Annotated in this window: 22 protein-coding genes and 1 pseudogene; 15 read left to right on the top strand and 8 right to left on the bottom strand. The window is 74.0% G+C overall.

The window, feature by feature from the left end; genetic code table 11:
* The first annotated feature begins 22 nt into the window (after positions 1-22).
* Together LUTJ29_RS0108240 and LUTJ29_RS0108235 are read left to right on the top strand one after the other, a co-directional pair.
* A complete protein-coding gene (locus tag LUTJ29_RS0108240) occupies positions 23-805 on the top strand; it encodes a SprT family zinc-dependent metalloprotease (RefSeq protein WP_027072104.1) in 783 nt (260 codons plus the stop codon).
* A gap of 124 nt (positions 806-929) precedes the next feature.
* On the top strand, positions 930-1,421 hold the full coding sequence (locus tag LUTJ29_RS0108235) for a hypothetical protein (protein ID WP_144774310.1): 492 nt from the start codon (positions 930-932) through the stop codon (positions 1,419-1,421).
* A gap of 7 nt (positions 1,422-1,428) precedes the next feature.
* Here LUTJ29_RS0108235 and LUTJ29_RS0108230 read toward each other — a convergent pair whose 3' ends face one another.
* Positions 1,429-2,298, bottom strand: coding sequence for an alpha/beta hydrolase (locus LUTJ29_RS0108230; RefSeq protein WP_027072102.1), 870 nt, complete (start codon positions 2,296-2,298; stop codon positions 1,429-1,431).
* Positions 2,298-3,284, bottom strand: a complete 987-nt coding sequence (gene hemH, locus LUTJ29_RS0108225) for a ferrochelatase (protein WP_027072101.1) — start codon at positions 3,282-3,284, stop codon at positions 2,298-2,300. Before hemH ends, LUTJ29_RS0108230 begins: the two co-directional genes overlap by 1 nt.
* A gap of 152 nt (positions 3,285-3,436) precedes the next feature.
* On the opposite strand from hemH, the gene LUTJ29_RS0108220 reads away from it, so the two are divergent.
* From LUTJ29_RS0108220 to LUTJ29_RS18065, 5 genes and pseudogenes are all read left to right on the top strand, one after another.
* Entirely contained in the window at positions 3,437-4,333 is an 897-nt protein-coding gene (locus LUTJ29_RS0108220; RefSeq protein ID WP_051322845.1) for a lipid-binding SYLF domain-containing protein, read from the top strand.
* An 85-nt stretch (positions 4,334-4,418) separates the two neighbouring features.
* A complete protein-coding gene (gene tatA, locus LUTJ29_RS0108215; RefSeq protein WP_027072099.1) occupies positions 4,419-4,655 on the top strand; it encodes a Sec-independent protein translocase subunit TatA in 237 nt (78 codons plus the stop codon).
* 23 nt (positions 4,656-4,678) lie between these two features.
* Positions 4,679-5,141 (top strand): annotated as a pseudogene (gene tatB / locus LUTJ29_RS18070) (Sec-independent protein translocase protein TatB).
* Positions 5,125-5,886 (top strand): twin-arginine translocase subunit TatC, encoded by a 762-nt coding sequence (gene tatC / locus LUTJ29_RS0108205; protein ID WP_027072098.1) that lies wholly within the window; start codon positions 5,125-5,127, stop codon positions 5,884-5,886. Before tatB ends, tatC begins: the two are co-directional and overlap by 17 nt.
* The gene (locus LUTJ29_RS18065) at positions 5,883-6,587 is read left to right on the top strand and encodes an RDD family protein (protein ID WP_051322843.1); all 705 of its coding nucleotides are present in this window, start codon (positions 5,883-5,885) and stop codon (positions 6,585-6,587) included. The genes tatC and LUTJ29_RS18065 overlap by 4 nt, the downstream gene beginning before the upstream one ends.
* A 29-nt stretch (positions 6,588-6,616) precedes the next feature.
* Here the strand turns inward: LUTJ29_RS18065 and LUTJ29_RS0108195 are convergent, their stop codons facing one another.
* Entirely contained in the window at positions 6,617-7,528 is a 912-nt protein-coding gene (locus LUTJ29_RS0108195) for a hypothetical protein (protein WP_144774306.1), read from the bottom strand.
* Positions 7,529-7,684: 156 nt separating this feature from the next.
* On the opposite strand from LUTJ29_RS0108195, the gene LUTJ29_RS16765 reads away from it, so the two are divergent.
* The gene (locus LUTJ29_RS16765; protein WP_084524784.1) at positions 7,685-8,635 is read left to right on the top strand and encodes a glycoside hydrolase family 11 protein; all 951 of its coding nucleotides are present in this window, start codon (positions 7,685-7,687) and stop codon (positions 8,633-8,635) included.
* A gap of 11 nt (positions 8,636-8,646) precedes the next feature.
* Here the strand turns inward: LUTJ29_RS16765 and LUTJ29_RS0108185 are convergent, their stop codons facing one another.
* The gene (locus tag LUTJ29_RS0108185) at positions 8,647-10,467 is read right to left on the bottom strand and encodes a GspE/PulE family protein (RefSeq protein WP_027072096.1); all 1,821 of its coding nucleotides are present in this window, start codon (positions 10,465-10,467) and stop codon (positions 8,647-8,649) included.
* Positions 10,468-10,546: 79 nt separating this feature from the next.
* On the opposite strand from LUTJ29_RS0108185, the gene glyQ reads away from it, so the two are divergent.
* From glyQ to LUTJ29_RS0108155, 6 genes are all read left to right on the top strand, one after another.
* A complete protein-coding gene (gene glyQ, locus LUTJ29_RS0108180; RefSeq protein ID WP_027072095.1) occupies positions 10,547-11,452 on the top strand; it encodes a glycine--tRNA ligase subunit alpha in 906 nt (301 codons plus the stop codon).
* A 112-nt stretch (positions 11,453-11,564) separates the two neighbouring features.
* Positions 11,565-13,766, top strand: a complete 2,202-nt coding sequence (gene glyS, locus LUTJ29_RS0108175; protein ID WP_027072094.1) for a glycine--tRNA ligase subunit beta — start codon at positions 11,565-11,567, stop codon at positions 13,764-13,766.
* Between the two features lie 542 nt (positions 13,767-14,308).
* Positions 14,309-16,120, top strand: a complete 1,812-nt coding sequence (locus LUTJ29_RS0108170; protein WP_027072093.1) for an outer membrane protein assembly factor — start codon at positions 14,309-14,311, stop codon at positions 16,118-16,120.
* Between the two features lies 1 nt (position 16,121).
* Entirely contained in the window at positions 16,122-20,051 is a 3,930-nt protein-coding gene (locus LUTJ29_RS0108165; protein WP_027072092.1) for a translocation/assembly module TamB domain-containing protein, read from the top strand.
* A 128-nt stretch (positions 20,052-20,179) separates the two neighbouring features.
* Positions 20,180-20,548, top strand: coding sequence for a response regulator (locus LUTJ29_RS0108160; protein ID WP_027072091.1), 369 nt, complete (start codon positions 20,180-20,182; stop codon positions 20,546-20,548).
* Positions 20,549-20,579: 31 nt separating this feature from the next.
* Positions 20,580-21,437 (top strand): chemotaxis protein CheX, encoded by an 858-nt coding sequence (locus LUTJ29_RS0108155; protein ID WP_027072090.1) that lies wholly within the window; start codon positions 20,580-20,582, stop codon positions 21,435-21,437.
* Between the two features lie 148 nt (positions 21,438-21,585).
* Here LUTJ29_RS0108155 and LUTJ29_RS0108150 read toward each other — a convergent pair whose 3' ends face one another.
* Entirely contained in the window at positions 21,586-22,155 is a 570-nt protein-coding gene (locus LUTJ29_RS0108150) for a type 1 glutamine amidotransferase domain-containing protein (protein ID WP_027072089.1), read from the bottom strand.
* A 181-nt stretch (positions 22,156-22,336) separates the two neighbouring features.
* On the opposite strand from LUTJ29_RS0108150, the gene LUTJ29_RS16755 reads away from it, so the two are divergent.
* Complete coding sequence (locus tag LUTJ29_RS16755; protein WP_144774304.1) at positions 22,337-22,714, top strand: hypothetical protein; 378 nt, start codon at positions 22,337-22,339, stop codon at positions 22,712-22,714.
* 15 nt (positions 22,715-22,729) lie between these two features.
* Here the strand turns inward: LUTJ29_RS16755 and ubiB are convergent, their stop codons facing one another.
* The 3 genes from ubiB to LUTJ29_RS18380 all read right to left on the bottom strand — a co-directional run bounded on the left by ubiB (position 22,730) and on the right by LUTJ29_RS18380 (position 25,306).
* Positions 22,730-24,397 (bottom strand): ubiquinone biosynthesis regulatory protein kinase UbiB, encoded by a 1,668-nt coding sequence (gene ubiB / locus LUTJ29_RS0108140; protein WP_027072088.1) that lies wholly within the window; start codon positions 24,395-24,397, stop codon positions 22,730-22,732.
* Positions 24,394-25,026: an SCP2 sterol-binding domain-containing protein gene (locus LUTJ29_RS18635; RefSeq protein WP_027072087.1), complete on the bottom strand. Its 633-nt coding sequence runs from the start codon at positions 25,024-25,026 to the stop codon at positions 24,394-24,396. The genes ubiB and LUTJ29_RS18635 overlap by 4 nt, the downstream gene beginning before the upstream one ends.
* A 121-nt stretch (positions 25,027-25,147) precedes the next feature.
* Positions 25,148-25,306 (bottom strand): DUF1328 domain-containing protein, encoded by a 159-nt coding sequence (locus LUTJ29_RS18380; protein WP_027072086.1) that lies wholly within the window; start codon positions 25,304-25,306, stop codon positions 25,148-25,150.
* Positions 25,307-25,352 lie beyond the last annotated feature (46 nt).

Below are 25,352 nucleotides of genomic sequence, written 5' to 3'. Positions count from 1 at the left end.
GGCCAGCGGTTAGCATTCCCCCATGCCCTCGCTGTTCCGACTGTCGCCCCCGGCAGCCCCCACCGCCCCGCGCCTGCAGCGCGACAGCATCGCCTTCATCCTCGCCGACGGCCGCCGCATCGACGTGCTGCGGGTGCGCGATCCACGCGCCCGCCGCCTGCGCCTGAGCGTCGGCGAACGCGGCGCGCGGCTGACCCTGCCGCCGCGCACGAGCCTGGCCGCGGGCGAACGCTTCCTGCACGAACACCGCGAGTGGCTGACGCTGCAGCTGGCCCCGCGCGAGGACGACGTGCAGCCGCTGGTCCCCGGCGAGCCGGGCGCGGTGCCGCTGCGCGGGGAACGGCTGGCGCTGCGCTGGGAGGCCGGGCGCGCGTCGCGCGCCCTGCGCGATGGCGAGGCCGTGGTCCTGCAGCTGCCGCCGCGCGCCGGCGCGGCCGCGGCCGCGCGCGCACTGCGCGACTTCTACGAAGCCGAGGCCCGGGCCGACATCGGCCGCTGGCTGCCGGCCTGGCTGCCCGGACTGCCGCGACCGCCGCGGCGGATCCGGTTGAAGGTGCTGTCCTCGCAGTGGGGCTCGCTGGCGCCGGACGGCACCCTGACCCTGGACCTGGCCCTGGTGCTGGGGCGGCCGAGCGCATTCCACTACGTGCTGGTGCACGAGCTCTGCCACCTGCTGCACGCCGACCACTCGCGCGCGTTCTGGCGCGAAGTGGAGCGGCGCTGCCCCGACTGGCGCGAGGAGCGCGACTACTTCCGCGAGGAAGGCCGGCGGCTCAAGGCCGCCCTGCACGTCCTGCTGGGCTGAAGCGGGTGGCCGCCCTGGCGGCCCGCGCCCCGGCGCGACCGGTCCCCGGTGGCCGCTCCCCCGCGTCGGCCGCGTTAGTCCCGGGAAACCGTGGCCCCCGCCGCGGAGCACACCCGAGAGTGCGATGAGCCCTGTCCCGACCCCGACGATGCGCCTGTCCGCGGCCGCCCTGGTGGCGATCGCGCTGCTGTGCGGCTGCCAGCGGGCGGGCAATCCGATCGCCACGGCGATCGGGCAGGGCGCGCGCGGCGCCACGGATGCCGGCGGACTGGCCGGCACGAGCGACTCGCTGCCCCTGCCCCCCGGCTTTCCCGAGGACGTCTACCTGCCGCAGGGCTACCGCGTGAACAGCGTGATGACCCTGCCCCGGGCCAGCGTGCTGAGCCTGAGCGTGCGCGGCGACGTGGACGCCCTGCTCGCCGACGCCCAGACCGCCATGCAGGCCGAGGGCTGGACGCCGACGCTCTCGGCGCGGCACTCGGCCGACACCGCCATGCTGGCGTTCGAGAAGCCGGGGACCGGGGCCGTGCGCAACGCCACCCTCTCGTTCAGCCGCAACGTCGGCGACGAGCGCGTGATCCTCGGCGTGCAGCTGCGCGAGATACGGCGGCAGTAGCCGACGCTCAGGCGTCGCCGGCCAGGAAGTCGCCGATCGCCGCGGCCACCGCCGCGGGCTGCTCCATGTGCAGGTGGTGGCCGCCCGGCAGCACCACCAGTTCCCCATGCGGAAGCAGCGCGGCGCGCTCGCTGCGTTCGGGTTCGGGCAGGTAGGGCTGCGGCGGATCGGCATGGATCACCCGGGTCGGGCACTCGATGCCGGCGACCAGCGCCCGCACCTGCTCCTCGGTCGGGCGCAGCATCGTGGTCACGGTCAGGCGCGGGTCGGTGCTCCATTCCCAGCCGGTCCGGCCGTCCTCCAGCGCGACCGGGCGCGTGCCGCGCTCGACCAGCAGCCGCGCCGCGTCCTGGGCGATCGCGCCGACGCGGGCCATCATCCGCGCCCGCACCGCGGTGTCGAGGTCGGGGAACGCGCGCAGGCGCTTGCCGCGCAGGGCACGGGTGGAGGCCACCGCCTGGCGCAGGCGCGGCACCGTGTTCTCCGGGGTTTCGGGCAACGCCCCGAGCGCCTCGATCGCGACCAGCCGGCGCACCCGCTCCGGGCACGCGGCCGCGACCAGGCTGGAGATGCCCGCGCCCATGGAATGCCCGAGCAGGGCGAAGCGCTCCCAGCCCAGCGCATCGGCCACGTCCAGCACCAGGTGCACCGCGGCCGCGAACGAATAGTCGCCGCCCGGCGGCAGGTGGTGGCTGCGGCCGTGCCCGGGCAGGTCGATGGCGACCAGCTCGATTCCGTGGAGGTGGCCGGCCAGCGGCACGAAGCTGGCCGCGTTGTCGAGCCAGCCGTGCAGCGCCAGCACCGGCGGCCGTCCCGGTTCGCCCCAGCGCAGCCCGCGCACGGTGCCGCCGGGCAGCGTGATCTCGACCTCGCGCATCACGCCTCCGCGTCCCAGTCCGCCAGTTCGCGCCTGGCCAGCGCGGCCAGCGCAGCGGCGTGCGCGGGGGCATCGTTGAGGCAGGGGATGTAGCGCAGGCGCTCGCCGCCGGCCTCGCGGAACAGATGCGCGTTCTCGATCGCGATCTCCTCCAGCGTCTCCAGGCAGTCGCTGGCGAAGCCCGGGCAGACCACGTCCACCTCGCGCACGCCGGCCGCGGCCAGGCCGCGCAGGGTCTCGTCGGTGGCCGGGCCCAGCCAGCGTTCGCGGCCGAAGCGCGACTGGTAGGACACCACGTACTGCGCCGGCGCCAGCGCCAGCGCGCGCGCGATTGCGGCCACGCTCGCCTGGCACTGCGCCTGGTAGGGATCGCCGCCGTCGACCAGCCGCTGCGGCAGGCCGTGGAACGAGAACACCAGCCGCTCGCCCCGCCCGTGCGCGTCCCAGTGGGCACGCACCGACGCCGCCACCGCGTCCACCCAGCCCGGATCGGTGGCGTAGTCCTCGCGCACGCGCAGCTGCAGGCCGCCGCGCTCGCGCCGGGCCAGGGCGGCCACGGTGCCGGTGGTCGTGGACGAGTACTGCGGGTACAGCGGCAGCACCAGCACCCGGCGCACGCCCGCGGCCTCGAGCGCGCGCAGCCGCGCCGGCAGCGCCGGCTCGCCGTAACGCATCGCGTGCTCCACGCGCAGGTCCGGCGCCAGCGCCTGCATCCGCGCCGCCAGCGCGCGGGTGTGCACCGCCAGCGGCGAACCGCCCTCCATCCAGATCCCGGCGTACTTCTTCGCCACCCGCGCCGAGCGCAGCGGCAGGACCAGGCCGTGCAGCAGCGGCCACCACACGAGCCTGGGGATCTGCACGACGTAGGGGTCGGACAGGAACTCGCCGAGGTAGCGGCGCACCGCGGCGGGGGTCGGCGCCTGCGGGGTGCCGAGGTTGACCAGCAGCACCGCGGTGCCGGGCGCGGGAGGAGCAGGGGTTTGCATCGGCATAGGATGGCAGGGCACGGCGGCGCGCGCACGGCGGCCGCGGGGACGCTGCGATGCGCCGGCGCAACTCATCCGCGATTCATCGCCCCGTCACTAGCCTGAGCCGTCGCCGCGACGCGCGGCGGGCCGTCCAACGTGGAGTCCAACGTATGACCCGTTCCCGCACCCGTTCCGCGCCGCGCCGCCTGCTGGCCGCCGCGCTGCTGGCCCTGTCGCTGGCCTCCGCCGTCGCCGTCGCCGGTCCCGAAGAGGACGAGCGCGCGCGCAACTCGGTGCGGGTGCTCAACGAGGTCCAGGCGATCCCCGAGTCGGCGATCCCGGACAAGCTGCTCGACGAGGCGCGCGCGATCGTGGTCGTGCCCGACACGCTGAAGGTCGGCCTGGTGTTCGGCGGCCGCCGCGGCCACGGCCTGCTGTCGGTGAAGTCGGCCGACGGCACCTGGTCCAACCCCAGCTTCGTCACCCTGACCGGCGGCAGCATCGGCCTGCAGGCGGGCGTGCAGTCGGCGGACGTGGTGCTGGTGTTCCGCAACGACCGCAGCCTGGAATCGATCGTCAACGGCAAGGTGACCCTCGGCGCCGACGCCGGCGTGGCCGCCGGTCCGGTGGGGCGCAACGCCACCGCCGCCACGGACGGCCAGCTCAAGGCCGAGATCTGGTCCTGGTCGCGCGCCCGCGGCCTGTTCGCCGGCGTGGCCCTCGACGGCGCGGTGCTGCGCATCGACCACGACGCCAACCAGGTCGTGTACGGGCCCAACGTCACCCCGCGCATGATCCTGGAAGGCCGCCTGCCGCAGCCGCCGTCGGCCGCCGTGGTCGCGTTCCGCGACCAGCTCGAGGAGGCGACCGCCGCCGCCCGCGCCGCGCGCCGCAGCGAAGGTGCGGGCCAGGCCGCGCCCGCCGCCGCCCCGGCCCGGCCGCAGCCCGAGCCGGCCGGCGCCAGCACCGCGCCGCTGCTCGAGCCGCCGGCCGATCCGCAGCCGCGCCCGTTCGAGCCGGTGGACGACAACCCGGCCCTGGTCGAGCCGCTGCCCGAGACCCCCTGAACCGGCGGCGGACCCGGCGCACGGTCCGGCCCTGCGGGCTGGAGTATCCTGAGCGCCTCTCCTCACGGTTCGGCGGGAACACGCAATGGGTAGTTTCAGCATCTGGCATTGGCTGATCGTGCTGGTCGTGGTGCTGCTGGTGTTCGGCACCAAGCGGCTGCGCGGCGCCGGCCGCGACCTGGGCGAGGCGGTGAAGGGGTTCAAGAAGGGCATGGCCGACGACGACCGGCCGGCCGGCGAACTCGACCACCAGTCGCAGCCCGAGCGGCGCGAGGACACCGTGTCGGGCAAGCCCCGGCAGGACGACACCATCTCGCGCTGAGCCGCGGGTCCGCGGCCGCCTCCATGTTCGACATCGGCTTCAGCGAACTGCTGCTGGTGGCAGTGGTCGCCCTGGTCGTGCTCGGCCCCGATCGCCTGCCCAAGGCGGCGCGCTTCGCGGGGCTGTGGGTCCGGCGCGCGCGCGCAGTGGTATTCGGTGAAGTCCGAGCTCGAGCGCGAGCTGGCGGCCGAAGAGCTCAAGCGCAGCATGGACGAGGCCCGGCAGGCGGCCGCGAAGCTGGAGGAGACGATGCGCGAGACCGAGGCCGAAGTGCAGGCCAAGGTGCGCGCGGCCGAGGAGGAGGCACGGCGCGAAATCGAGGCCATGCGCCGCGAGGTGGCCGGCGCGCCGGCGCCGGAGGCCACGGATGCGGGTGCAACGATGCCCGAGCCGGCCGGGCCGGCAGCGACCGACGACCCACCGCAACAGCCCGGCCTGCCGGGCATCGGCAATGGACAAGACGGGGACGATGGCCAGCAGCGCTGAAGAAGACGACGGCTCGGGCAGCCTGATCGAGCACCTGGTCGAACTGCGCTCGCGCCTGCTGCGGGCGATCGTCGGCCTGGGCATCGCCCTGCTGGCGCTGCTGCCGTTCGCCAACCGCCTGTACGGCTGGTTCGCGCAGCCGCTGCTCGAGAAGCTGCCCGAGGGCGCGCACCTGATCGCGGTCGAGGTCGCCTCGCCGTTCTTCGCGCCGCTCAAGCTGGCGATGTTCGCGGCGCTGCTGCTGACCATGCCGTGGCTGCTGTACCAGGCCTGGGCCTTCGTGGCCCCCGGCCTGTACCGGCGCGAGAAGCGGCTGGCGCTGCCGCTGCTGGTCTCGGCGGTGGTGCTGTTCTACGCCGGCTGCGCGTTCGCGTTCTTCCTGGTGCTGCCGGCGGTGTTCGGTTTCCTCACCGCGATCACGCCCGAGGGCGTGGCGATGATGACCGACATCAACGCGTACCTGAACTTCGTGCTGGTGATCTTCCTCGCCTTCGGCATCAGCTTCGAGCTGCCGGTGGCGCTGGTGATCCTGGTGCTGCTGGGCTGGGTGACGCCGGCGCAGCTGCGCGAGTGGCGCGGCTACGCGGTGGTGGGCGTGTTCATCCTCGCCGCGGTGATCACCCCGCCGGACGTGGTCTCGCAGCTGATGCTGGCGATCCCGATGTGCCTGCTGTACGAAGCCGGCATCATCGCCGCGCGGGTGCTGGCGCCGAAGGCGGACGACGCGGCCGCCGGCGACGCATGAGCACGGCAGCCGGGCCGGCGCCAGCGCCCGCCGGGCTGCTGCGCCGCTACCTGGCCTGGTCGCTCGACATGGTCGTGCCGCTGACTGTCGCCGGCGCCCTGTGCGCCACGCGCATCGCCGCCGCGGCCGCGCGCGTCTCGGCCGCGCTCGATGCGCTGGCGCAGCGCATGGCGCAAGCCGCGCTCGACGCCCTGGTGCACGGCGCCGGCCCGCTGGCGCTGGCGCGCGACTGGCTGGGCGATCCCGCCTGGCGCGAGGCGGTGGCCGCCCTGTCCGTCGCCGTCACCGACGTCGTGGTCGCGCCGATGCTGCTGGCCGCGACGTTCGCGCTGGCCTGGTTCGCCGGGTTCGAGGCCTCGCCGCTGCAGGCGACGCCCGGCAAGCGCGCGCTCGGGCTGCGGGTGGAAGGCGTCGACGGCGCGCGGCTCGGCCCCGGACGCGCGGCGCTTCGGCACGTCGCCGGCGCCCTGTCCTGGCTCACCCTGAACTTCGGCCACCTGCTCGCAGCCATGCCGTCGCGCCACCAGGCGCTGCACGACCGCATCGCCGGCGCGCGGGTGCTGCAGCGGCGCGACGGGCGGCTGCCGGCGTGGTCGATCGGATGGCTGGTGCTGCAGCTGTTCGCGGCCGCGGCCGCGGGCGCGTGCCTGTTCCTGTCCGCGCACCGGGCGATCGAACGCGCCTTCGACGCCCTGCTCTAGGCGATCCGCGGCCTGCGCCCGTCAGGCGGTCACAGCTCCACCTGGTTCGCCGGCAGCGGCGGCGGCGCCGCGGGTGCGCCGCAGACATCGCGCCACATGTGGTACATCACCCCGAACATGACCACGTACATCAGCAGGATCAGGCCGAAGTAGAGCGGCGCGACCAGCAGCACGCCGAGCGCCGGATGCACCAGGCCGCCCACCAGGCCCAACAGCCCGCCGACCAGCACCAGGACCAGGAACAGGACGAACATCGCCGCCACCGAGAGCACCGCCAGCACCGCGATCGGCAGCAGGTTGCGCAGCGCGCCGGTGACGCCGTCGCGCATCGCCTCGAGCACCCCGCGCCCGCCCAGCGCGACCTGGCCGAAGCCGATCGCGTAGGCGCCGCCCAGGAACATGCCCAGCAGCATGCCCAGCCCGAGCAGCCTGCCGAGCCCCGGCGGCGGGTCCGGCAGGTCGTCGGGCTGGATCGGCCGGCCGGCCGCCTCGACCTGCAGCTGCATCATCTGCGCGTACCACTCCGGCAGGCCCTGCCCCACGGTGGCGACCAGGATCGCGAACACCAGCAGGTAGATCGCCGACATCAGCAGGCCGAAGCCGACCAGGCGCCCGCCGCCCTGGCCGCCACGGAACGGCTCGAACACCGCCATCGCCGCGACCGGGCGACCGCGTTCGGCCGCGTCGATCACCCGCAGCACGCCGCCGATCAACAGCGGGAACACGATCACCGACACCAGGGTGGCCAGCGCCGCGACCACGACCATCCCCTCCGCGCCCAGCAACCGCTGCCCCGCCACCTGGACGATGCTCGGCACCAGCGCCAGCGCGGCGACGATGGCGACCGCGCCAATCACCGCGCGCGGGTTGTTGCGCCCGAGGTTGACCGCCCGCGCCAGCCACGACCACCCCGCGCCCGGCCCCATGGTTCGCGTCGACATGCCTGCCTGCTTCGCTTCGATGTGGCCCCTGCCACGTTGGCGCCATGCTACTGCATCGGCGGCACGGGTCCGCGCTGGCGCACGCGTCGCCGGCCGGCCCGGGCCATGCGATGCTTCCGATCCCGCACGGGGTTCCCCGGCGACCGGAGGATTGCGATGAAGACGCGACGATCCCGGCTGGCGGCCGCCACCCTGGCCTGCATCGCCCCGCTGGCGGCGTGGACGGCCGGGGCGCAGACGCTCGGGCGCAACGCCACCGGCTTCCACGACGGCTACTACTACACGTTCTGGAAGGATTCGGGCGACGCGACCATGACCCTGCTGCCGGGCGGTCGCTACGCCTCGCGGTGGAACCGGAGCACCCACAACTGGGTCGGCGGCAAGGGCTGGAATCCCGGCGGACCGCGCGTGGTGGAGTACGCCGGCCACTACGGCGTGGACGAGACCCGGAACTCGTACCTCGCCCTGTACGGCTGGACCCGCGATCCGCTGGTCGAGTACTACGTGGTCGAGAGCTACGGGTCCTACAACCCGGCCACCTGCGACGGCGGCGAGGACTTCGGCAGCTTCCGCAGCGACGGCGCGACCTACCGCGTGCGGCGCTGCCTGCGCGTCGACGCGCCCTCGATCGAAGGCAACAGCAGCACGTTCCACCAGTACTTCAGCGTGCGCGAGCCGAAGAAGGGCTTCGGCGAGGTCTCGGGCACGATCACCGTTGGCAACCATTTCGACTACTGGGCCAGCCGCGGCCTGGTGCTTGGCCGCCACGACTACATGGTGATGGCCACCGAGGGCTACCAGAGCGAGGGCAGCAGCGACATCAGCGTCCGCGAGGTCCAGCCGCCCGCGGCGCGGCGCCGCAACGGCAGCCATCCGCTGGCGCCGGCGCACGCGTCCAGCATGGCGCCCGCGGCGCAGGCCGCGCCGCCACCGGCACCCGCGGCGGCGGGCGCCGCGCCCGCGCCGGCTCCTGCTGCCACCCCGGCCCCGGCATCGGCGCCGCGCATCCAGGCCATCGCGCCGTCCCCGGTCGTCGAGCTGTGGACCCGGCTGCGCGGGTGGTGGGACGGCACGCGCGACGCGGAGGCGAGCGCCCGCCGCGACTGAGGCGCGCGCGGCTACTCGACCGGCGGCAGTACGGTCAGCACTTCCTCGACCGTGGTCAGCCCGCGCGCGACCTTCTCCGCGGCGGCCATGCGCAGGGTACGCAGGCCTTCGTCCACGGCGGCGCGGGTGAACCCGGCCAGCTCCATGTCGGGCCGGATCAGCGCGCGCAGCCGCGGCGTGACCGGCATCAGTTCGTAGATGCCGACGCGGCCGAGGTAGCCGGTGTTGCGGCACTCCAGGCAGCCGACGGGGCCCTGGGTGCCCGCCGGCACCGGGGGCGCGTCCGGACCGGGGAACAGGGCGTGCCAGGCCTCGGGCCCGAGCGGCCGCGGCGCCTTGCAGTGCGGGCACAGCGTGCGCACCAGGCGCTGGGCGAGCACGCCGTTGAGCGTGGAGGCGATCAGGTAGTGCGGCAGGCCGAGGTCGAGCAGGCGGGTGATCGCCGAGGGCGCGTCGTTGGTGTGCAGGGTCGACAGCACCAGGTGGCCGGTGAGCGCGGCCTGCACCGCCATCTGCGCGGTATCCAGGTCGCGGATCTCGCCGATCATGATGATGTCCGGGTCCTGGCGCAGCAGGGTGCGCACGCCCTGGGCGAAACCGAGGTCGATCGCGTGGTGGACCTGCATCTGGTTGAGCTCGGTCGCGATCATCTCGATCGGATCCTCGATCGTGCACACGTTCACGTCCGGCGTCGCCAGCCGCTTGAGCGTCGAGTACAGGGTGGTGGTCTTGCCCGAACCGGTCGGGCCGGTCACCAGCACGATGCCGTGGGGACGCCCGGTGAGTTCGTTCCAGGTCGCCGCCTCGCCCGGGTCGAAGCCCAGCTGCTCGATGCTCTTGAACGCGGTGTCCGGGTCGAAGATGCGCATGACGCACTTCTCGCCGAACGCGGTCGGCATGGTCGACAGGCGCATCTCGACCTCGCGCCCGCCGGGCGAGCGGGTCTTGATCCGGCCGTCCTGCGGCCGTCGCCGCTCGGCCAGGTCCATGCGCCCGATCACCTTGATCCGCGACACCACCGCGGTCATCACCGGCGGCGGCATCTCGAACACCTTGTGCAGCACGCCGTCGATGCGGAAGCGCACCCGGCCGACCTCGCGGCGCGGCTCCAGGTGGATGTCGGAGGCGCGCTGCTCGTAGGCGTACTGCAGCAGCCAGTCGACGATGTTGACGATGTGGTGGTCGTCGGCATTGACGTCGCCGGCGCGGCCGAGCTCGACCAGCTGCTCGAAGCTCGGCGCCTGGCTGCCCTTGCCGTCGCCGTCCTGCTGCGCGCCGCGCACCGAGCGGGTGACGCCGTAGAACTCCATCGTGTAGCGGTGCAGGTCGAGCGGGTTGGCGACCACCAGCTCGATCTCCCGCCGCAGCAGGCGCTGGATGTCGGGCAGCCAGTCCAGCGCCATCGGCTCGCTGGTGGCGATGCGCACGCGGTCGGCATGCACCTCCACCGGCAGGATCCGGTGCCGGCGCGCGTAGGCGTGCGAGACCAGGTCGGTGACCTCGGCGACCACGATCCGGGTCGGGTCGATGCGCAGGTAGGGGCGGCCGCTGGCCGCGGCCAGCCATTCGGTCAGCGCCTCCAGGCCCAGCTCGCCGCCGGCGCGGCGCGCCGAGGGCAGCTTGAGGTTGGCCAGCACCACCAGCGGATGAACGGCGTCGAGCCCGCGCACGTGGCGGGCGCTGGCGCGCGCATGTTCGGCGTCCTTCTCCGCCAGCAGCCCGTCGGCCTGGAGCGCGGCGATCACCGGTTCCAGTGCCAGCTTCCCCGGCGGCAGGCGCGCGGGCAGGGGGACGGTGGGCGGGGACGGCGTTGGGTTCAAGCGTGGCTCCATGCCGGCCCGCGCCGGCCGCTGCGGGGTCCGCCGCTATACTAGCGCGCCGCGCCAGCCGCCGACCCCAGCGCCTCCTCCGATGACCGGACCGACGTTCCAGGAACTGATTTCCCGCCTCAACGCGTACTGGGGCGCACAGGGCTGCGTGCTGGTCCAGCCGCTCGACCTGGAAGTCGGCGCCGGCACCTTCCACCCCGCGACCTTCCTGCGCGCGCTCGGCCCCGAGCCGTGGAACGCGGCCTATGTCCAGCCCTCGCGCCGCCCCACCGACGGGCGCTACGGCGAGAACCCCAACCGCCTGCAGCACTACTACCAGTACCAGGTGGTGATGAAGCCCAATCCCGACAACATCGTCGAGCTGTACTTCGGCTCGCTGAAGGAACTCGGGATCGATCCGCTGGTGCACGACCTGCGCCTGGTCGAGGACAACTGGGAGTCGCCGACGCTCGGCGCCTGGGGCCTGGGCTGGGAGGTCTGGCTCAACGGCATGGAGGTGACCCAGTTCACCTACTTCCAGCAGGCCGGCGGCCTGGAATGCCGCCCGGTGCTGGGCGAGATCACCTACGGCCTCGAACGGCTGTGCATGTACCTGCAGAACTGCGACAACGTCTACGACCTGGTCTGGACGGTCGGTCCGCAGGGCGTGGTGACCTATGGCGACGTGTTCCTGCAGAACGAGCGCGAGCAGAGCGCCTACAACTTCGAGCACGCCGACGTGGCCGAACTGTTCCACCGTTTCGACGCCTGCGAGGCCGAGGCGCTGAAGCTGGTCGAGGCCGGCCTGCCGCTGCCCGCCTACGACCAGGTGTGCAAGGCCAGCCACAGCTTCAACCTGCTCGACGCGCGCCGCGCGATCTCGGTCACCGAGCGCCAGCGCTACATCCTGCGCGTGCGCCGGCTGGCGCAGTCGGTGGCGCAGGCCTACTACGAACAGCGCGAGAAGCTGGGCTTCCCCGGCTTGAAGACCCCGCCGAAGGCGGCCTGATCCCGCCCTTCCCCCGCGCGCCGGGGAAGGTGCCCGAAGGGCGGATGGGGCCGGCGCGTCCCTCCCCGGCCCTCCCCCGCGGGCGGGGAGGGAGACGACACAAGGTTGAGGAATGAGCGAACAACTTCCACTGCTGGTCGAACTGGGCACCGAGGAGCTGCCGGTCAAGGCCCTGCCCGGGCTGGCGCAGGCGTTCTTCGACGGCGTGCTGGCGGCGCTGGAGCGGCGCGGCATCGCGGTCGAGCGCGGCGACGCCAGGCCGCTGTACTCGCCGCGGCGGCTGGCGGTCCTGCTGCCTGGCGTGGCGGTGGAGCAGCCCGAGCAGTCGTCGGAGGTGTCCGGTCCCTACGTCAACGTCGCCCTCGACGCCGACGGCCAGCCGACCAGGGCCCTGCTCGGCTTCGCCGCCAAGGCCGGCGTGGAGTGGACCGCGCTCGAGCGCACCAGCGACGCCAAGGGCGAGCGCTTCGTGCTGCGCTCGGTGAAGCCGGGCGCCAGGACCCGCGACCTGCTGCCCGAGGTGCTGGCCGAGGCCATCGCGGCGATGCCGATCCCCAAGCCGATGCGCTGGGGCGACCACGATTTCGCATTCGCCCGGCCGGTGCACTGGCTGGTGCTGCTGCTGGGCAAGGACGTGGTCGAGGCCGAGGCCTTCGGCGTGCGCGCCGACCGCTTCAGCCGCGGCCACCGCTTCCTGCACGAGCGCCCGGTGTGGATCTCCACCCCGGCCGACTACGTCGACGCCCTGCGCGGGGCGAAGGTGCTGGTGGACCCGGCCGAGCGCCGCGCCCGCATCGTCGAACAGGTCGAGGCCGCCGCGGCCGCGGCCGGCGGACGCGCGCGCATCGACGCCGACAACCTCGACCAGGTGGTCTGCCTCAACGAATGGCCGCGCGCCGTGGCCTGCACCTTCGACGAGGAGTTCCTCGCCGTGCCGCAGGAAGCGCTGGTGGCGACGATGGAGGCCAACCAGAAGTTCTTCCCCGTCCTCGATGCCGACGGCCGGCTGACCGCGCACTTCATCGGCATCGCCAACATCGACCCCAGGGACGACGGCGAGATCCGCAAGGGCTACGAGCGCGTGATCCGGCCGCGCTTCGCCGACGCCAAGTTCTTCTTCGTCGAGGACATGAAGCAGGGCCTGGAGTCGATGAACGCGGGCCTGGCGACGGTGACCTACCAGGCGAAGCTCGGCACCGTGGCCGACAAGGTCGCGCGCGTGGCCGCGCTGGCCGAGGCGATCGCCCCGCAGGCTGGCGTGGACCCGGCGCTGGCGCGGCGCGCGGCGCAGCTGTCCAAGGCCGACCTGCAGTCGCGGCTGGTCAACGAGTTCCCCGAACTGCAGGGCATCGCCGGGCGCCACTACGCGATGCAGGACGCCGCGCTCGCCGACCTGCCGCACGAGCAGCGCGTGGCGCTGGCCAACGCGATCGACGAGGCCTGGCAGCCGCGCTTCGCCGCCGACGCGATCGCGCCCTCGCCGCTGGGCCGGGTGCTCGCCATCGCCGAGCGCCTCGACACCCTGGCCGGCGGCTTCGCCGCGGGCCTCAAGCCGACCGGCAACAAGGATCCGTTCGCGCTGCGGCGCAATGCGCTGGGGCTGGCGCGCACGATGATCGAGGGTGGGCTCGACTTCGACCTGCGCGACCATCTCTTGCGGGCACGACGGGCCGCACTCTCCGCCTGCGTCGCGAACGCGGAGAAGGCCGTCGGCGATGCCAAGGGCGAGAAGGAAGCTGCGTCCGCCCGCAAGGCGCTCGACGAGTTCACCGCGCTTCGCGATGGCGACGCGTCGTCGGGCGTCGATGAGCTGTACGACTTCATCCTCGAGCGCCTGCGCGGTTACTACGCCGACAAGGGCGTGCCGGTGCAGCAGTTCAACGCGGTCGCGGCGATGAAGCCGGCCTCGCTGGCCGACTTCGACCGCCGCATCGCCGCCATCGGCCACTTCGCGGCCGTGCCCGAGGCCGAGGCGCTGGCCGCGGCCAACAAGCGCATCGGCAACATCCTGCGCAAGGCGGAAGACCCGATCCCCGAGGCCGTGGACCGCGCGCTGCTGCGCGAGTCCGCCGAGCTGGCGCTCGCGGCCGCCGTGGACATGGCCATCGCCGACACCGACGGGGCCCTGGCCCGCGGCGACTACGTCGCGGTGCTCGGCCGCCTGTCCGCGCTGCGCCCGCAGGTGGACGCGTTCTTCGACGCGGTGATGGTGAATGCCGAGGACCCGGACCTGCGCCGCAACCGCCTGGCCCTGCTCAAGCGCCTGTCGGCGCGGCTGGGCAGCGTGGCGGCGATCGAGCACCTGTCGGCCTGAGCGACGCCGGGCACGGCGCGCGGCCGGCCTGCCCCCACCCANCCCTCCCCCGCAGGCGGGGGAGGGCTTTGGCGCGGCGTCCGTCACGGCCCGCATGCGCACCCGCATGGGGGGCAGCCATGACGACCGCGAGGGACGGCTCCGCCCGTTGTCCACGAGGGCGCCGCTGCGGGCGTGGGAGCTGCGACGCGCACGGCGACGATCCTTCGCTCCCTCCCCCGCTGGCGCGCCCTTGCCGCATGCGCTCGCTTGCCCGCTGCGCTTCCTCGTCCGCCTGCGCCCCCTCCCTCGCCGCACTCCCTCGCCCGCTTGCACTCCCTCGCCCGCTTGCACTCCCTCGCCCGCTGCGCTCGCTCGCCCGTTTGCGCCCCCTTGCCCGCTTCCGCTCCCTTGCACGCTGCGCTCGCTCCTCCGCTTGCGCTCCCTCCCCCGCCTGCGGGGGAGGGTCGGGGTGGGGGCACCCGCGCGACGCATGCACCTTCCCATCGTTCCAGCCTGGATCCGTTAAACGTCTTTCGACACTGCTTGGGTATCCTCCCCCGATGCGCCTCCCCCACCGCATCGCCGCCCTCGCCCTGCTGGCGCTCCTTGCCTGCGGCGCGGCGCATGCGGTCACCGTCGGCCCGGTCACGATCGTGGGGCTCGACGAGGAGATGGAGGAGAACGTGCGCGTGTCGCTGTCGCTGGTCGACGCGGCCGGGCAGGAGGTCACGGGCCGGCGCCTGGGCTACCTGGTGCGGGTCGCCGAGGCCGAGGCGCGCGAGGCGCTGGAGCCGTTCGGCTTCTACTCCCCGGCGATCGAGGTCGAGCGCAACCGCGACAACGGCACCGTGGCGGTCACCCTGCGCATCGACCCGGGCGAACCGGTGCGGGTGCGCAATTCGGACATCGCGATCATCGGCGAGGGCCAGCGCGACCGCTACCTGCAGGACGACATCGACGCGTTCATCCCCTCGCCAGGCGCCATCTTCAACCACGCCGACTACGAGGCGAGCAAGATCCGCATCAGCCGCCGCCTGACCGAGCGCGGCTATTTCGACGCCGACTTCTCCTCGCGCCGGGTCGAGGTCACCCGCGCCGAACACGCGGCCGACATCGAGCTGGTCTGGACCAGCGGCCCGCGCTACGACATGGGCCCGACCACGATCGAGCAGGAGCGCCCGATCATCCGCCAGGACCTGCTCGAGAAGCTGGTGTACTGGGAGGAAGGCCAGTACTACCACCAGGGGCGCCTCGACCGCCTGCGCACCTCGCTCTCGCGCCTGGACTACTTCGGCGACATCGAGATCACTCCGCATCCGGACCAGGCGGTGGACAACCGCGTGCCGGTGACGGTCAAGCTCACCCCGGCCAAGCGCAGCATCTACACCGCCGGCGTGAGCTACGGCACCGACAGCGGCCCCGGCGTGCGCCTGGGCGTGGAGCGGCGCTACGTCAACACCCGCGGCCACAAGGCGCTGGCGCAGGTGGACCACGCGCGCAAGCGCAAGACCCTGACCCTGCAGTACCGCATCCCCGCGTTCGCCTGGCGCGACGGCTGGTACACGGTCAGCGCCCAGGCCTACGACGAGCAGACCGACTACATCGACACCCGGCGGGTGGAACTGGTCGGCAGCCGCAGCGGGCGCTACAACCGCCACCTCGACCTGGTCGCGTCGGTGCACGTGCTGCGCGAGCGCTGGCTGTACGCCGACGACGGCGTCGCCGGCCGCGCGGTGGACCCCGAATACCGCTATGCGACCTTCACCTTCCCCTCGGTGCGCGCCGACTACCGCAACCTCGACAACCTGGTGTTCCCGCGCAGCGGCGTCGGCGGTTCCCTGGTGCTGCGCAGCGGCGTGGAAGGCGCGGGGTCGGACGCCAGCTTCCTGCAGGCACACGCGCGCGCCACCACCTTCAAGGGCCTCGGCGACGACGCACGCCTGATCCTGCGCGCCGAGGCCGGCTACACCTGGACAAGCGCCCTGGTCGACATGCCGCCGAGCCTGCGCTTCTACGCCGGCGGCGACCGCAGCATCCGCGGCTACGAGTGGCGCGAGGTGGGACCGCGCCTGACCCGCTACGAACGCGACGAGGCCGGCAACCTGCACGAGACCGGCTATCTGGCCACCGGGGCGCGCAACGTGGTGACCGCCAGCGTCGAGTACGAGCGCTACTTCCTCGAGGACTGGGGCGCGGCGGTGTTCATCGACAGCGGCAGCGCCTTCGACGACCGGCCGGACTGGCACACCGGCGTGGGCGTCGGCCTGCGCTGGCGCTCGCCGGTGGGGCCGCTGCGACTCGACATCGCGCGCGGGCTGGACGACCCGGACTCGGCGTTCACCGTCGGCCTGAGCATCGGCACGGAGTTCTGAGATGGCCCTGCGACGCCGGCCGCGGCTGCCCGACGACATCACGCCCGAGGAGCGCGAGCGCCGCATCGCCGAGCTGCGCGAACGCCGGCGGCGGCGCATGCGCGTGCTCGCCGTGCGCAGCGCGATCGGCACCGCGGCGCTGCTGGTGCTCGGCGCGGCGCTGCTGTACTGGCTGCTGGCCACGTTCGGCGGACGCGACTTCCTGCTGGCGCGCATCGCCGGCCTGCTGCCGGCCGGCACCGAGCTGACCTGGTCGGGCGCCGAAGGCCCGGCCTCCGGGCCGCTGGTGATCCACGACCTGCGCTACGTGCAGCGCAGCTGCCCCGACGTCGACGGCAAGCCGGTCGCGTTCGGCGGCTGCGCGGACCCCGCCGTGCTCACCTTCACCGCGCGCCGGGTGGTGCTGGACCCGGAGATCACGCCGCTGGTCGGGCGACGCCTGCGCCTGGACGCGCTGGACGTCGAACAGGCCACGCTCGACCTGCCGGTGACCGAATCGGAGTTCGAGCTGCCGACCTGGCCGGAGGTGCTGCCGCGCATCGACCTGCCGCTGGCGCTGGAGTCGGACGCGATCCGGGTCGATGGCCTGCGCGTGACCCGCGCCGGTGCGCCGCTGGTCGACATCGCGAGCATCCGCGGCGGCCTCGACGCGCGCCGCGACGACCTGCGCGTGCACCGGCTGGTGGTCGACAGCGACCGCGGCCTGTTCAGCGCCGACGGCCGCTACGCGCCGCGCGACAACTACCGCACCGACCTCGTCGCCACCGCGGTGCTGCCGGCGCCGTTCGCGCGGCCGCGGCCGCGCGTAGGCCTGATCGCGCGCGGCGACCTCGACCACATGGACCTGGCCATCGGCGGCCGCGCGCCCGAGCCGCTGCGGGCGCACGTGGGCCTGCGCGGCAAGCGCTGGACCCTGCGCGCGCGCACCGACGCACTCGATCCGTCCCTGCTCGCCGGCAGCGGCGAGCCCGGCACGCCGCTGGCGTTCTCGCTGGAGGCCGACGGCCAGGGCGGCGATGCCAACCTGCAGGGCGAGTTGCGCCGCGGCGACCTGCACGCGGTCGTGCGGCCGTCGAGGCTGCGCCTGCGCGAGCGGGTGCTGGAGCTGCACCCGCTGGTGGTGGACGTGTTCGAAGGCCGCATCACCGCCACCGGCCGCGGCGACTTCAGCCGGCCCGACGACGGCGATTTCCGCTTCACCGTGGAAGCCACGGGCCTGCGCTTCGGCGGCCAGCCGGCGGCCCCGGATCCGCAGCCGGCCGATCCCGCGCCGGCGATCGGCGTGGACGCCGCGCTGGAGATCGCCGGGCGCAGCGCCGACTGGACCGTCTCGGGCACCGGCGACATCCGCCGCGACGACCTGCGCGCCAGCGTCGAGCTCGACGGCCGCGGCGACCTCGACCGGCTGGTGCTGCGCACCCTGCGCGCGCAGGCGCCCGGCGGCGCGCTCGAGGCGAACGGCGAGGTGGCGTGGGCGCCGGCGCTGGCCTGGGACATCCAGGCGCGGATGGCGGGCTTCGACCCGGGCTATTTCGTGTCGGGCTGGGACGGCGCGGTCGACGGACGCCTCGCCGGCACCGGCCAGCAGCGCGCCGACGGCGGGATCGACCTGCAGGTCGACGCCACCGGCCTGGGCGGATCGCTGCGCGGCCGGCGCCTGTCGGGCCAGGCGCGGTTCGCGATGCAGGGCGCCTCGCCATCGAAGCCTCGCAACGATTTCGAGGGCAAGGCCGACCTCGGCCTCGGCGACAGCCGCGTGCAGGCCGAAGGCCGCCTCGGCGAACGGCTCGAACTCGACGCCAGCTTCGCCCCGCTGCAGCTCGCCGACCTGCTGCCCGACGCCGCCGGCAGCCTGCGCGGCACGCTGCGCGCACGCGGCCCGCGCCAGGCGCCCGACATCGAGGCCGACCTGCAGGGCAGCGGACTGCGCTGGGCCGGCTACGGCGCCTCGTCGCTCACCCTGCGTGGCCGCCTGCCGTGGTCGCGCGGCGATGGTGCGCTGGTGCTCGACGCGGCCGGCGTGGACGCGGGCCTCGCGCTGGACGCCCTGCACGTCGATGCCGCGGGCGCGGTCGAGGACCTGCGCCTGGAGGCGTCCGCGCGCAGCGGCGCGATCGGCACGCTCGACTTGCGCGGCACCGCCGCGCGCCGCGGCAGCGGCTGGCGCGGCGAGGTCTCCACCCTGCAGCTGGCGCCGGTGCGCGGCGCGGCCTGGCGGCTGCAGTCGCCGGCAAGCTACGCGGTGGCCGGCGCCGCGTGGTCGCTGTCGCGCAGCTGCTTCGTCGCCGAGGGCGGCGGCTCGCTGTGCGCGCAGGCGCAGTGGCCGCGCAGCGGGTTGCAGGTCGAAGCGGTGCAGCTGCCGCTGGCGCTGGTCGAGCCCTACCTGCCCGAGCGCGAGGGCGGCCGCCGCTGGAGCCTGCGCGGCGACATCGACCTCGACGGCGAGGTGCGTCCCGCCGGCCGCGCCTGGCAGGGCCGCGTGGCCCTGCGCTCGGCCGACGCGGGCCTGCGCAGCAGCCAGCGTTCGCGGCGCGACCTGCTGCAGCTGGGCAACCTGCGCTTCGACGCCAGCTTCGATCCGGCGCGGCTGCAGGCCGAGCTCGCCGCGGCCCTCAACGACGACGGCCGGATCACCGCGCGCGTGGCCACCGGCTGGGATCCGGGCTCGCCGCTGTCGGGCACGATCGAGGTCGACACCGATGAGCTGACCTGGCTGGAACTGTTCTCGCCGGACATCGTCGAACCCGCCGGCCGGCTCACCGCCGACCTGCAGCTGGCGGGCACGCGCGCCCAGCCCGCGCTCGCCGGCCAGGCGCGGCTCGCGGACTTCAGCACCGAGCTGCCGGCGCTGGGCATCCTGCTCGAGGAAGGCGACGTGCGCCTGCAGGCGCAGGCCGACGGCAGCGCGCGCATCAGCGGCGGCGCGCGCTCGGGCGAGGGCCGGCTGCTGGTCGACGGCGAACTGGGCTGGCGCGACGCCGGCGCGCCGCTGCGGCTGCGGCTGCACGGCAGCAACGTCCTGCTGGCCAATACCCGCGACCTGCGCGTGGTCGCCGATCCCGACGTCGAGCTGCGCTACGCCGCGCGCCAGCCGTTGCGCGTGACCGGCACGGTCACCGTGCCCAGCGCGGTGATCGACCTGGAGCGGCTGGACCAGGGCGTGTCCGCCTCGCCCGACGTGGTGGTGCTCGACCCGGTCGATCCGGAACGCGGAGCGTCCTCGCCGCTGCAGCTCGACCTCACCCTGGCGATGGGCGAGGACGTGCGCCTGCGCGGCTTCGGCCTCGACGGCACCCTCGGCGGCAGCCTGCGCGCGCGCGCCCAGCCCGGGCGCGAGATGACCGGCAACGGCACGCTCGAGGTCGGCGGCGTGTACAGCGCCTACGGCCAGCGGCTGCGGATCACCCGCGGGCGGCTGTCCTTCAATGGCCCGGTGTCGGACCCGCTGCTCGACATCCGCGCCGAGCGCAAGGTCGAGGCCTACGGCGTCACCGCCGGCATCAACGTCACCGGGCGTGCGTCCTCGCCGCAGGCGCGGGTGTGGACCGATCCGTCCAGCGACGAGTCGCAGGCGCTGTCCTACCTCGCGCTCGGCCGACCGCTGTCGAACCTGAGCGCCGCCGAGGGCCAGCAGCTCGACGCCGCGGCCGCGGCGCTCACCGCCGGCGGCAGCATGCTCGCCGGCCAGCTCGGCGCGAAGCTGGGCCTGGACGATGCCGGCGTGTCCGAATCGCGCGCGCTCGGGGGCAGCGTGCTGGGCATCGGCAAGCAGATCTCGCCGCGGCTGTACCTGGGCTTCGGCGTCTCCCTGCTCGGCACCGGCCAGGTGCTCACGCTCAAGTACCTGCTGCGTCGCGGCTTCGACGTCGAGATCGAATCGAGCACGCTCGAGACCCGCACCTCGGTCAACTACCGCCACGAGAGCGATTGAGGCGCACCGTCCGGCGCCCGCCTGCGGCGACGGAGGGCCCGCGGCGTCGCTAAAGAATCCCCGCCGGCTTCCGTTACCGATGGAACAAAGGCCCATCCGGGCCCGGGATCGGACTGGGGAGGAGACCGATGACCTCACGACCCACCGTGCTGCTGTGCGACGACTCGCGCGCCCTGCGCATGCTCGCCGCCGGACAGCTGGAGGAGGCAGGATTCGAGGTGGTGGGCGAGGCCGGCAACGGCCTGCAGGCGCTGGAACGGTACCAGGCGCTGCGCCCCGACCTGGTCCTGCTCGACCTCGTCATGCCCGAATGCGACGGACGCCAGGCGCTCGCCCGCATCCTCGAACACGACCCGCAGGCGCGGGTGGTGATCCTGAGCTCGCTCGGCGCGCAGAGCGACATCGAGGAGTGCCTGCGCATCGGCGCGCGCTCCTACCTGCAGAAGCCCATCGACCCCGAGGCGATGGAACGCGTGCTGCACCAGGCGCTGGCCTGAGCGGCTGGCCACGCATACGGGGGATCGGACGATGGCGGCGAAATTCCTGGGCCAGTTCCTGCTCGAGCGCGGCGCGATCAGCGCGCCGCAGCTGCTGGCCGCGATCCAGGCGCAGCGCGCCTCCAACCCGCTGCTCGGCGAGCTGGCCGTGCAGCGCGGACTGCTGGACGAGGCCCAGGCGCGGCGCATCCACCAGCGCCAGCGCGTGGAGGACCGGCGCTTCGGCGACATCGCGCTGGAGATGGGGCTGCTCGACCAGGCCCAGCTCGAGGCCCTGCTGGAGGCGCAGCGCGCCGGACGCAAGCTCATCGGCCAGGTGCTGCTGGAACAGGGCGCGATCGACGCCGACCGCCTGGAACGGGAACTCGCCGCGCACCGCGCCGAACAGGTGAACGCGCGCAACGCGCTCGACCGGGTGGTCGCCAGTCATCCGCAGGGAGAGCTCGCCTCGCGCGTGATCGAACTGTGCGCGCGGCTGTTCCCGCGCATGCTCGGCGCCCAGTGCCAGGCGGCGACGGTGCTCGCGCCGCAACAGCTGGGGATGTGGCCGTGCACGGTCCACGTCCGGGTCGAGGGCACGCATCCGTTCGACATCGGCCTGGCCTGCGACCTGGAGACCGCGCATGCGCTGGCGCGCGCCCTGCTCGGGGTGGCGCCGGAGGCCTGCGACGACGCGCTCGCGCTCGACGCGCTGGGCGAGATGGTCAACGTGCTGATGGGCTACGCGGTGCGCGAGGTGCTGCCCGACGACGACGCCCGCTACCGCGCCCTGCCGCCGGACCACGGCACGCCGGCCCGGGACCTGGTCGGCGACCGCGAACGCAGCATTGCCGTCCTGCTCGGCTCGCAGCTCGGCGACTTCGTGTTGCTGCTGGCCCGCCCCCTGTAGGAGCGGCTTCAGCCGCGACAGGAACCGCGCCGGACCTGCCCGCAGGCACACGCGGCCACGTCGCGCCGCGGCTGCGCAGGCCACCCGGCACCCGACGCTGCCCGGTCGCGGCTGAAGCCGCTCCTACAGGGTCGTGACGGGATGCGCGCTACGCCGCCGAGCGCGCCTGGCCGCGGTGCCGGCCCTCGGCGACCTCCTCGACCAGCTTGGCGCAGAACGCGGGCAGGTCTTCGGGCGTGCGGCTGGTGACCAGCCCCGCGTCCACGACCACTTCCTCGTCGACCCACGTCGCCCCGGCGCGTTCGATGTCGCGTCGGATGTTCGGCACCGAGGTGACGGTGCGGCCGTCGAGCACGTCGGCATCGGCCAGTACCCAAGGACCGTGGCAGATCGCGCCCACCGGCTTGCCCATGGCGAAGAAGCCGCGGGCGAACTCGAGCGCGCGCCCGTTGGCGCGCAGGGCATCGGGGTTGAACAGGCCACCGGGCACCACCAGCGCGTCGTAGTCGCCGGCATCGGCGTCGTCCAGGCCCACGTCCACCTGCACCTGGCGGCCCTTCTCGAAGTGTTCGAAACCCTGCAGCGGGCCGTCGCCGGGCGAGACCACCTCGACGGTCGCGCCCTGCGCCTTCAGCGCTTCCAGCGGCTCGAACAGTTCCGACTGCTCGAACCCGTCGGCGGCGAGGATGGCGACGCGCTTGCCTGTCAGCTGGCTCATGGACCTGCTCCTGCTTGGGGGTTGGATCCGGAAGCCTAGGCGGCGCGGCGCTCAGCCAGCGCGAAGGAAACGTGCACGCCAGGTCAACGACTGCGCCCGCCACCGCGCCTTCCGGAGCGGGTCCTCGCCGTTGCCGCGTGTACGCTGCAGCCTCCGCATCCCCGACCGCCCGATGGCGAACATGCCCACTACCCTGCTGCGCAGCGCGCTGGCGCTGGCCGCGGCGACCGTCGCCCTGGTGCTGGTCAACGCCGGCGGATCGCGCGTGTCCGGCGCGATCCCGGCGTTCGCGGCCGGCGATGCACGACTGGCCGCGGACCTGGCCTGGCTGTGGCTGGGCGGGATCGCGGCGGCGTGGGCGGCCGCCGCGCTCGCGCCGGCGGCCAGGGGACGGCACGTCCTCGCGTTCTTCGCCGCGCTTGGCGTGGGGGCGCTCTGGTGGATGCTGGACGCGGGTGACGACTTCCCCGCATGGTTCTCCATCGGCGCGCTCGCCGGGCTGCCGCTGCAGGGACTCGCGGGCGCGTGGCTGGGCCGGGAGCGGCGGCGCGGCGCATGAGGCGCCGCGGGCGGATCAGCGGCGGGGCAGCGCGGCGCGGATCGCCCACAGGCCGCCGATGCCGGCCACCCACGACGACAGGGGCACGCCGAGGAAGGCGGGGCCGCCGGCCTCGAGCGCGTACAGTACCGCGGCGACGATCAGCAGCCCCACGCCGAGGATCGCGGCCACGATGCTGCGCTGCATGCCGCGCAGCGCATGGCTGATCGCCACCACGTCCGGCGAGCGCATCTGCAGCTCGTGCCGGCCCTCGACCTGCTGCTCCAGCCAGGCATGCAGCAGCCGCGGCACTTCGGGCGCGCGGGTCATCATCTCCGGCACCCGGCGGCGGAACTCGGCGGCCAGCCGCTGCGGGCTGTAGCGCTCGGCCAGGATCCGCTCCAGCACCGGGCGCGCCACCGCCCAGATGTCGATCTTCGGGTCGAGCAGGCGGCCGATGCCCTCGATCGTGAGCAGGGTCTTCTGCATCAGGATCAGCTGCGGCTGCAGGGTCAGCTCGTAGCGGCGCGCGGTGCGGAACAGCTTGCCCAGCACCTCGCCCAGCGAGATCTCCGCCAGCGGCCGGGTGAAATACGGCTCGCACACCGCGCGCGCCGCGGCCTCGAGCTCCTCGATCCGGATGTGCGCCGGCATCCAGCCGGCCTCGACGTGCAGCTCCGCGACCCGGCGGTAGTCGCGGTTGAAGATCGCCATGAAGTTCTCGGCGAGGTAGTACTGGTCCGCGCTCGAGAGCTGGCCCATGATCCCGAAGTCCAGGGCGATGAAGCGCGGGTTGTCGCGGCGGTCGGGATCGACCCAGATGTTGCCGGCGTGGGCGTCGGCGTGGAAGAAGTTGTCGCGGAACACCTGGGTGTAGAACACCCGCACGCCCTTGGCCGCGAGCGCCTTGCGGTCGATGCCGGCGGCGTCGAGCGCGGCGATGTCGTCGCTGTTGATGCCGCGCACGCGTTCGAGCGTGAGCACGCGCTGGGTGGTGTGGCTCCAGATCGGCTCGGGCACGTAGAGATCGGGCGAGTGCAGCCAGTTGCGGCGCAGGACCGAGGCGTTGGCGCCCTCGCGCTGCAGGTCGAGCTCGGCCGCCAGCGTGTTCTCGATCTCGGCCACGACCTCGCGCGGGCGGATCTTGTCGGCGTTGGGATGGGTGCGGTCGACCAGCGCGGCGAGGCTGCGCAGCAGGCCCACGTCCTGCGCGATGCGGCGGTCGATGCCCGGGCGCAGCACCTTCACCACCACCTCGCGCGGCGGCGCGTCGCCGACCGGATGCAGGGTGGCGGCGTGGACCTGGGCGATCGAGGCCGAGGCCAGCGGCTCGGTGTCGAAGGAGGCGAACAGGACGTCCACCGGCGCCTGCAGTTCGGATTCCACGATCGAGCGCGCGGTGTCGCCGTCGAACGGCGCCACCTGGTCCTGGAGCAGGGCCAGCTCGTCGACCAGGTCGGGCGGCAGCAGGTCGCGGCGGGTGGACAGGATCTGGCCGAACTTGACGAAGATCGGCCCCAGCTCCTGCAGCGCCAGGCGCAGGCGCGCGCCGCGCGAGCGCGCGGCGATGTCGCCGGCGGCGCGCGGCACGAACGGCCGCATCAGCTTGAGCCAGCGCTCGGCCGGGGTGTCGTCGAACAGGTCGTCGAGGCGGTAGCGCAGCAGCACCCGGCCGATGCGCGCGGCGCGCAGCAGCGTGCTCAAGCCGGACTCCCCTGGCGCAGGCGCTCGATGCGCACCGCGAGCCGGTCGGCGTCCTCGCGCAGCGCGTCGACGTCGTCGAGGAAGGCGTCGAGCTCGGCGCGCGCGACCACGTCGCGCGATTCCTCGGTCACGAACTCGGCCGCGCTGCGGGCCAGGCCCGAGCCCAGCGCGCGCAGCTGGCGCAGGGCGCCGCCGAAGGCATTGGCCAGCTGCACCCCGGCGACCTCGCCGAACACCGACACGAACGGCTGCTGCCAGTCCGGATCGAAGCGCGTGGCCAGGCGCTGCAGGTGGCGCGCCAGTTCCGCATCGCCGGCCACGCGCACGCGGCCGGCCGGCGCCGCGTCGTCGCGGCGCAGGAACGGCAGCTGGGCGAGGATCCCGCCGAGGGTGGCGCGCACCGCGAGGTCGGGCTCGACGGTCTCGTCCACCGGCCCGACCACCAGGCGCTCGCCGGACACCGTCAGCGACAGCGCCACCGGCGGCGCCTCGAGCGCGAGGCTGACGTGGCGCCCGTCGAGCCGGGCGAGCGCGTCGCGCGTCTCCGGATCCAGCGCCAGCGCGCGGTTGAGGGCGGCTTCGAGCGCGCGCCCGGCCAGCGGCTTGAGTGCGTCGAAGGGGGAAGGCATCGGCGAGGCCATGCCGCATTGTAGCCGCCGGCCGGGCGCCTCCCGGCGTCGCTGTCGGCCGGACGCAGGAAGGCCCGCCTCGCGGCGGGCCTTCCGGTCCTCGAATGCCTGCGGTGGCGCGCTAGACGCGGCGGCCGCGCAGCATCGAGACGATGGCCAGGATCACGAACACGACGAACAGGATCCAGGCGATGTTGGTGGCGGCGCCCGCCACGCCGCTGAAGCCGAGGACGGCGGCGATGAGGGCGATGACGAAGAAGATGACGGCGTATCTGAGCATGGGTGGTGTCTCCGGTGCAGCGGCGCGCGGCCGCAGTGATGGTGTG

Source organism: Luteimonas sp. J29 (assembly GCF_000472505.1).
In the GTDB taxonomy this organism is placed as follows: domain Bacteria; phylum Pseudomonadota; class Gammaproteobacteria; order Xanthomonadales; family Xanthomonadaceae; genus Luteimonas.
The sequence above is the reverse complement of the archived record's forward strand: the minus strand, read 5'-3'. Positions and strand labels throughout refer to the sequence as shown.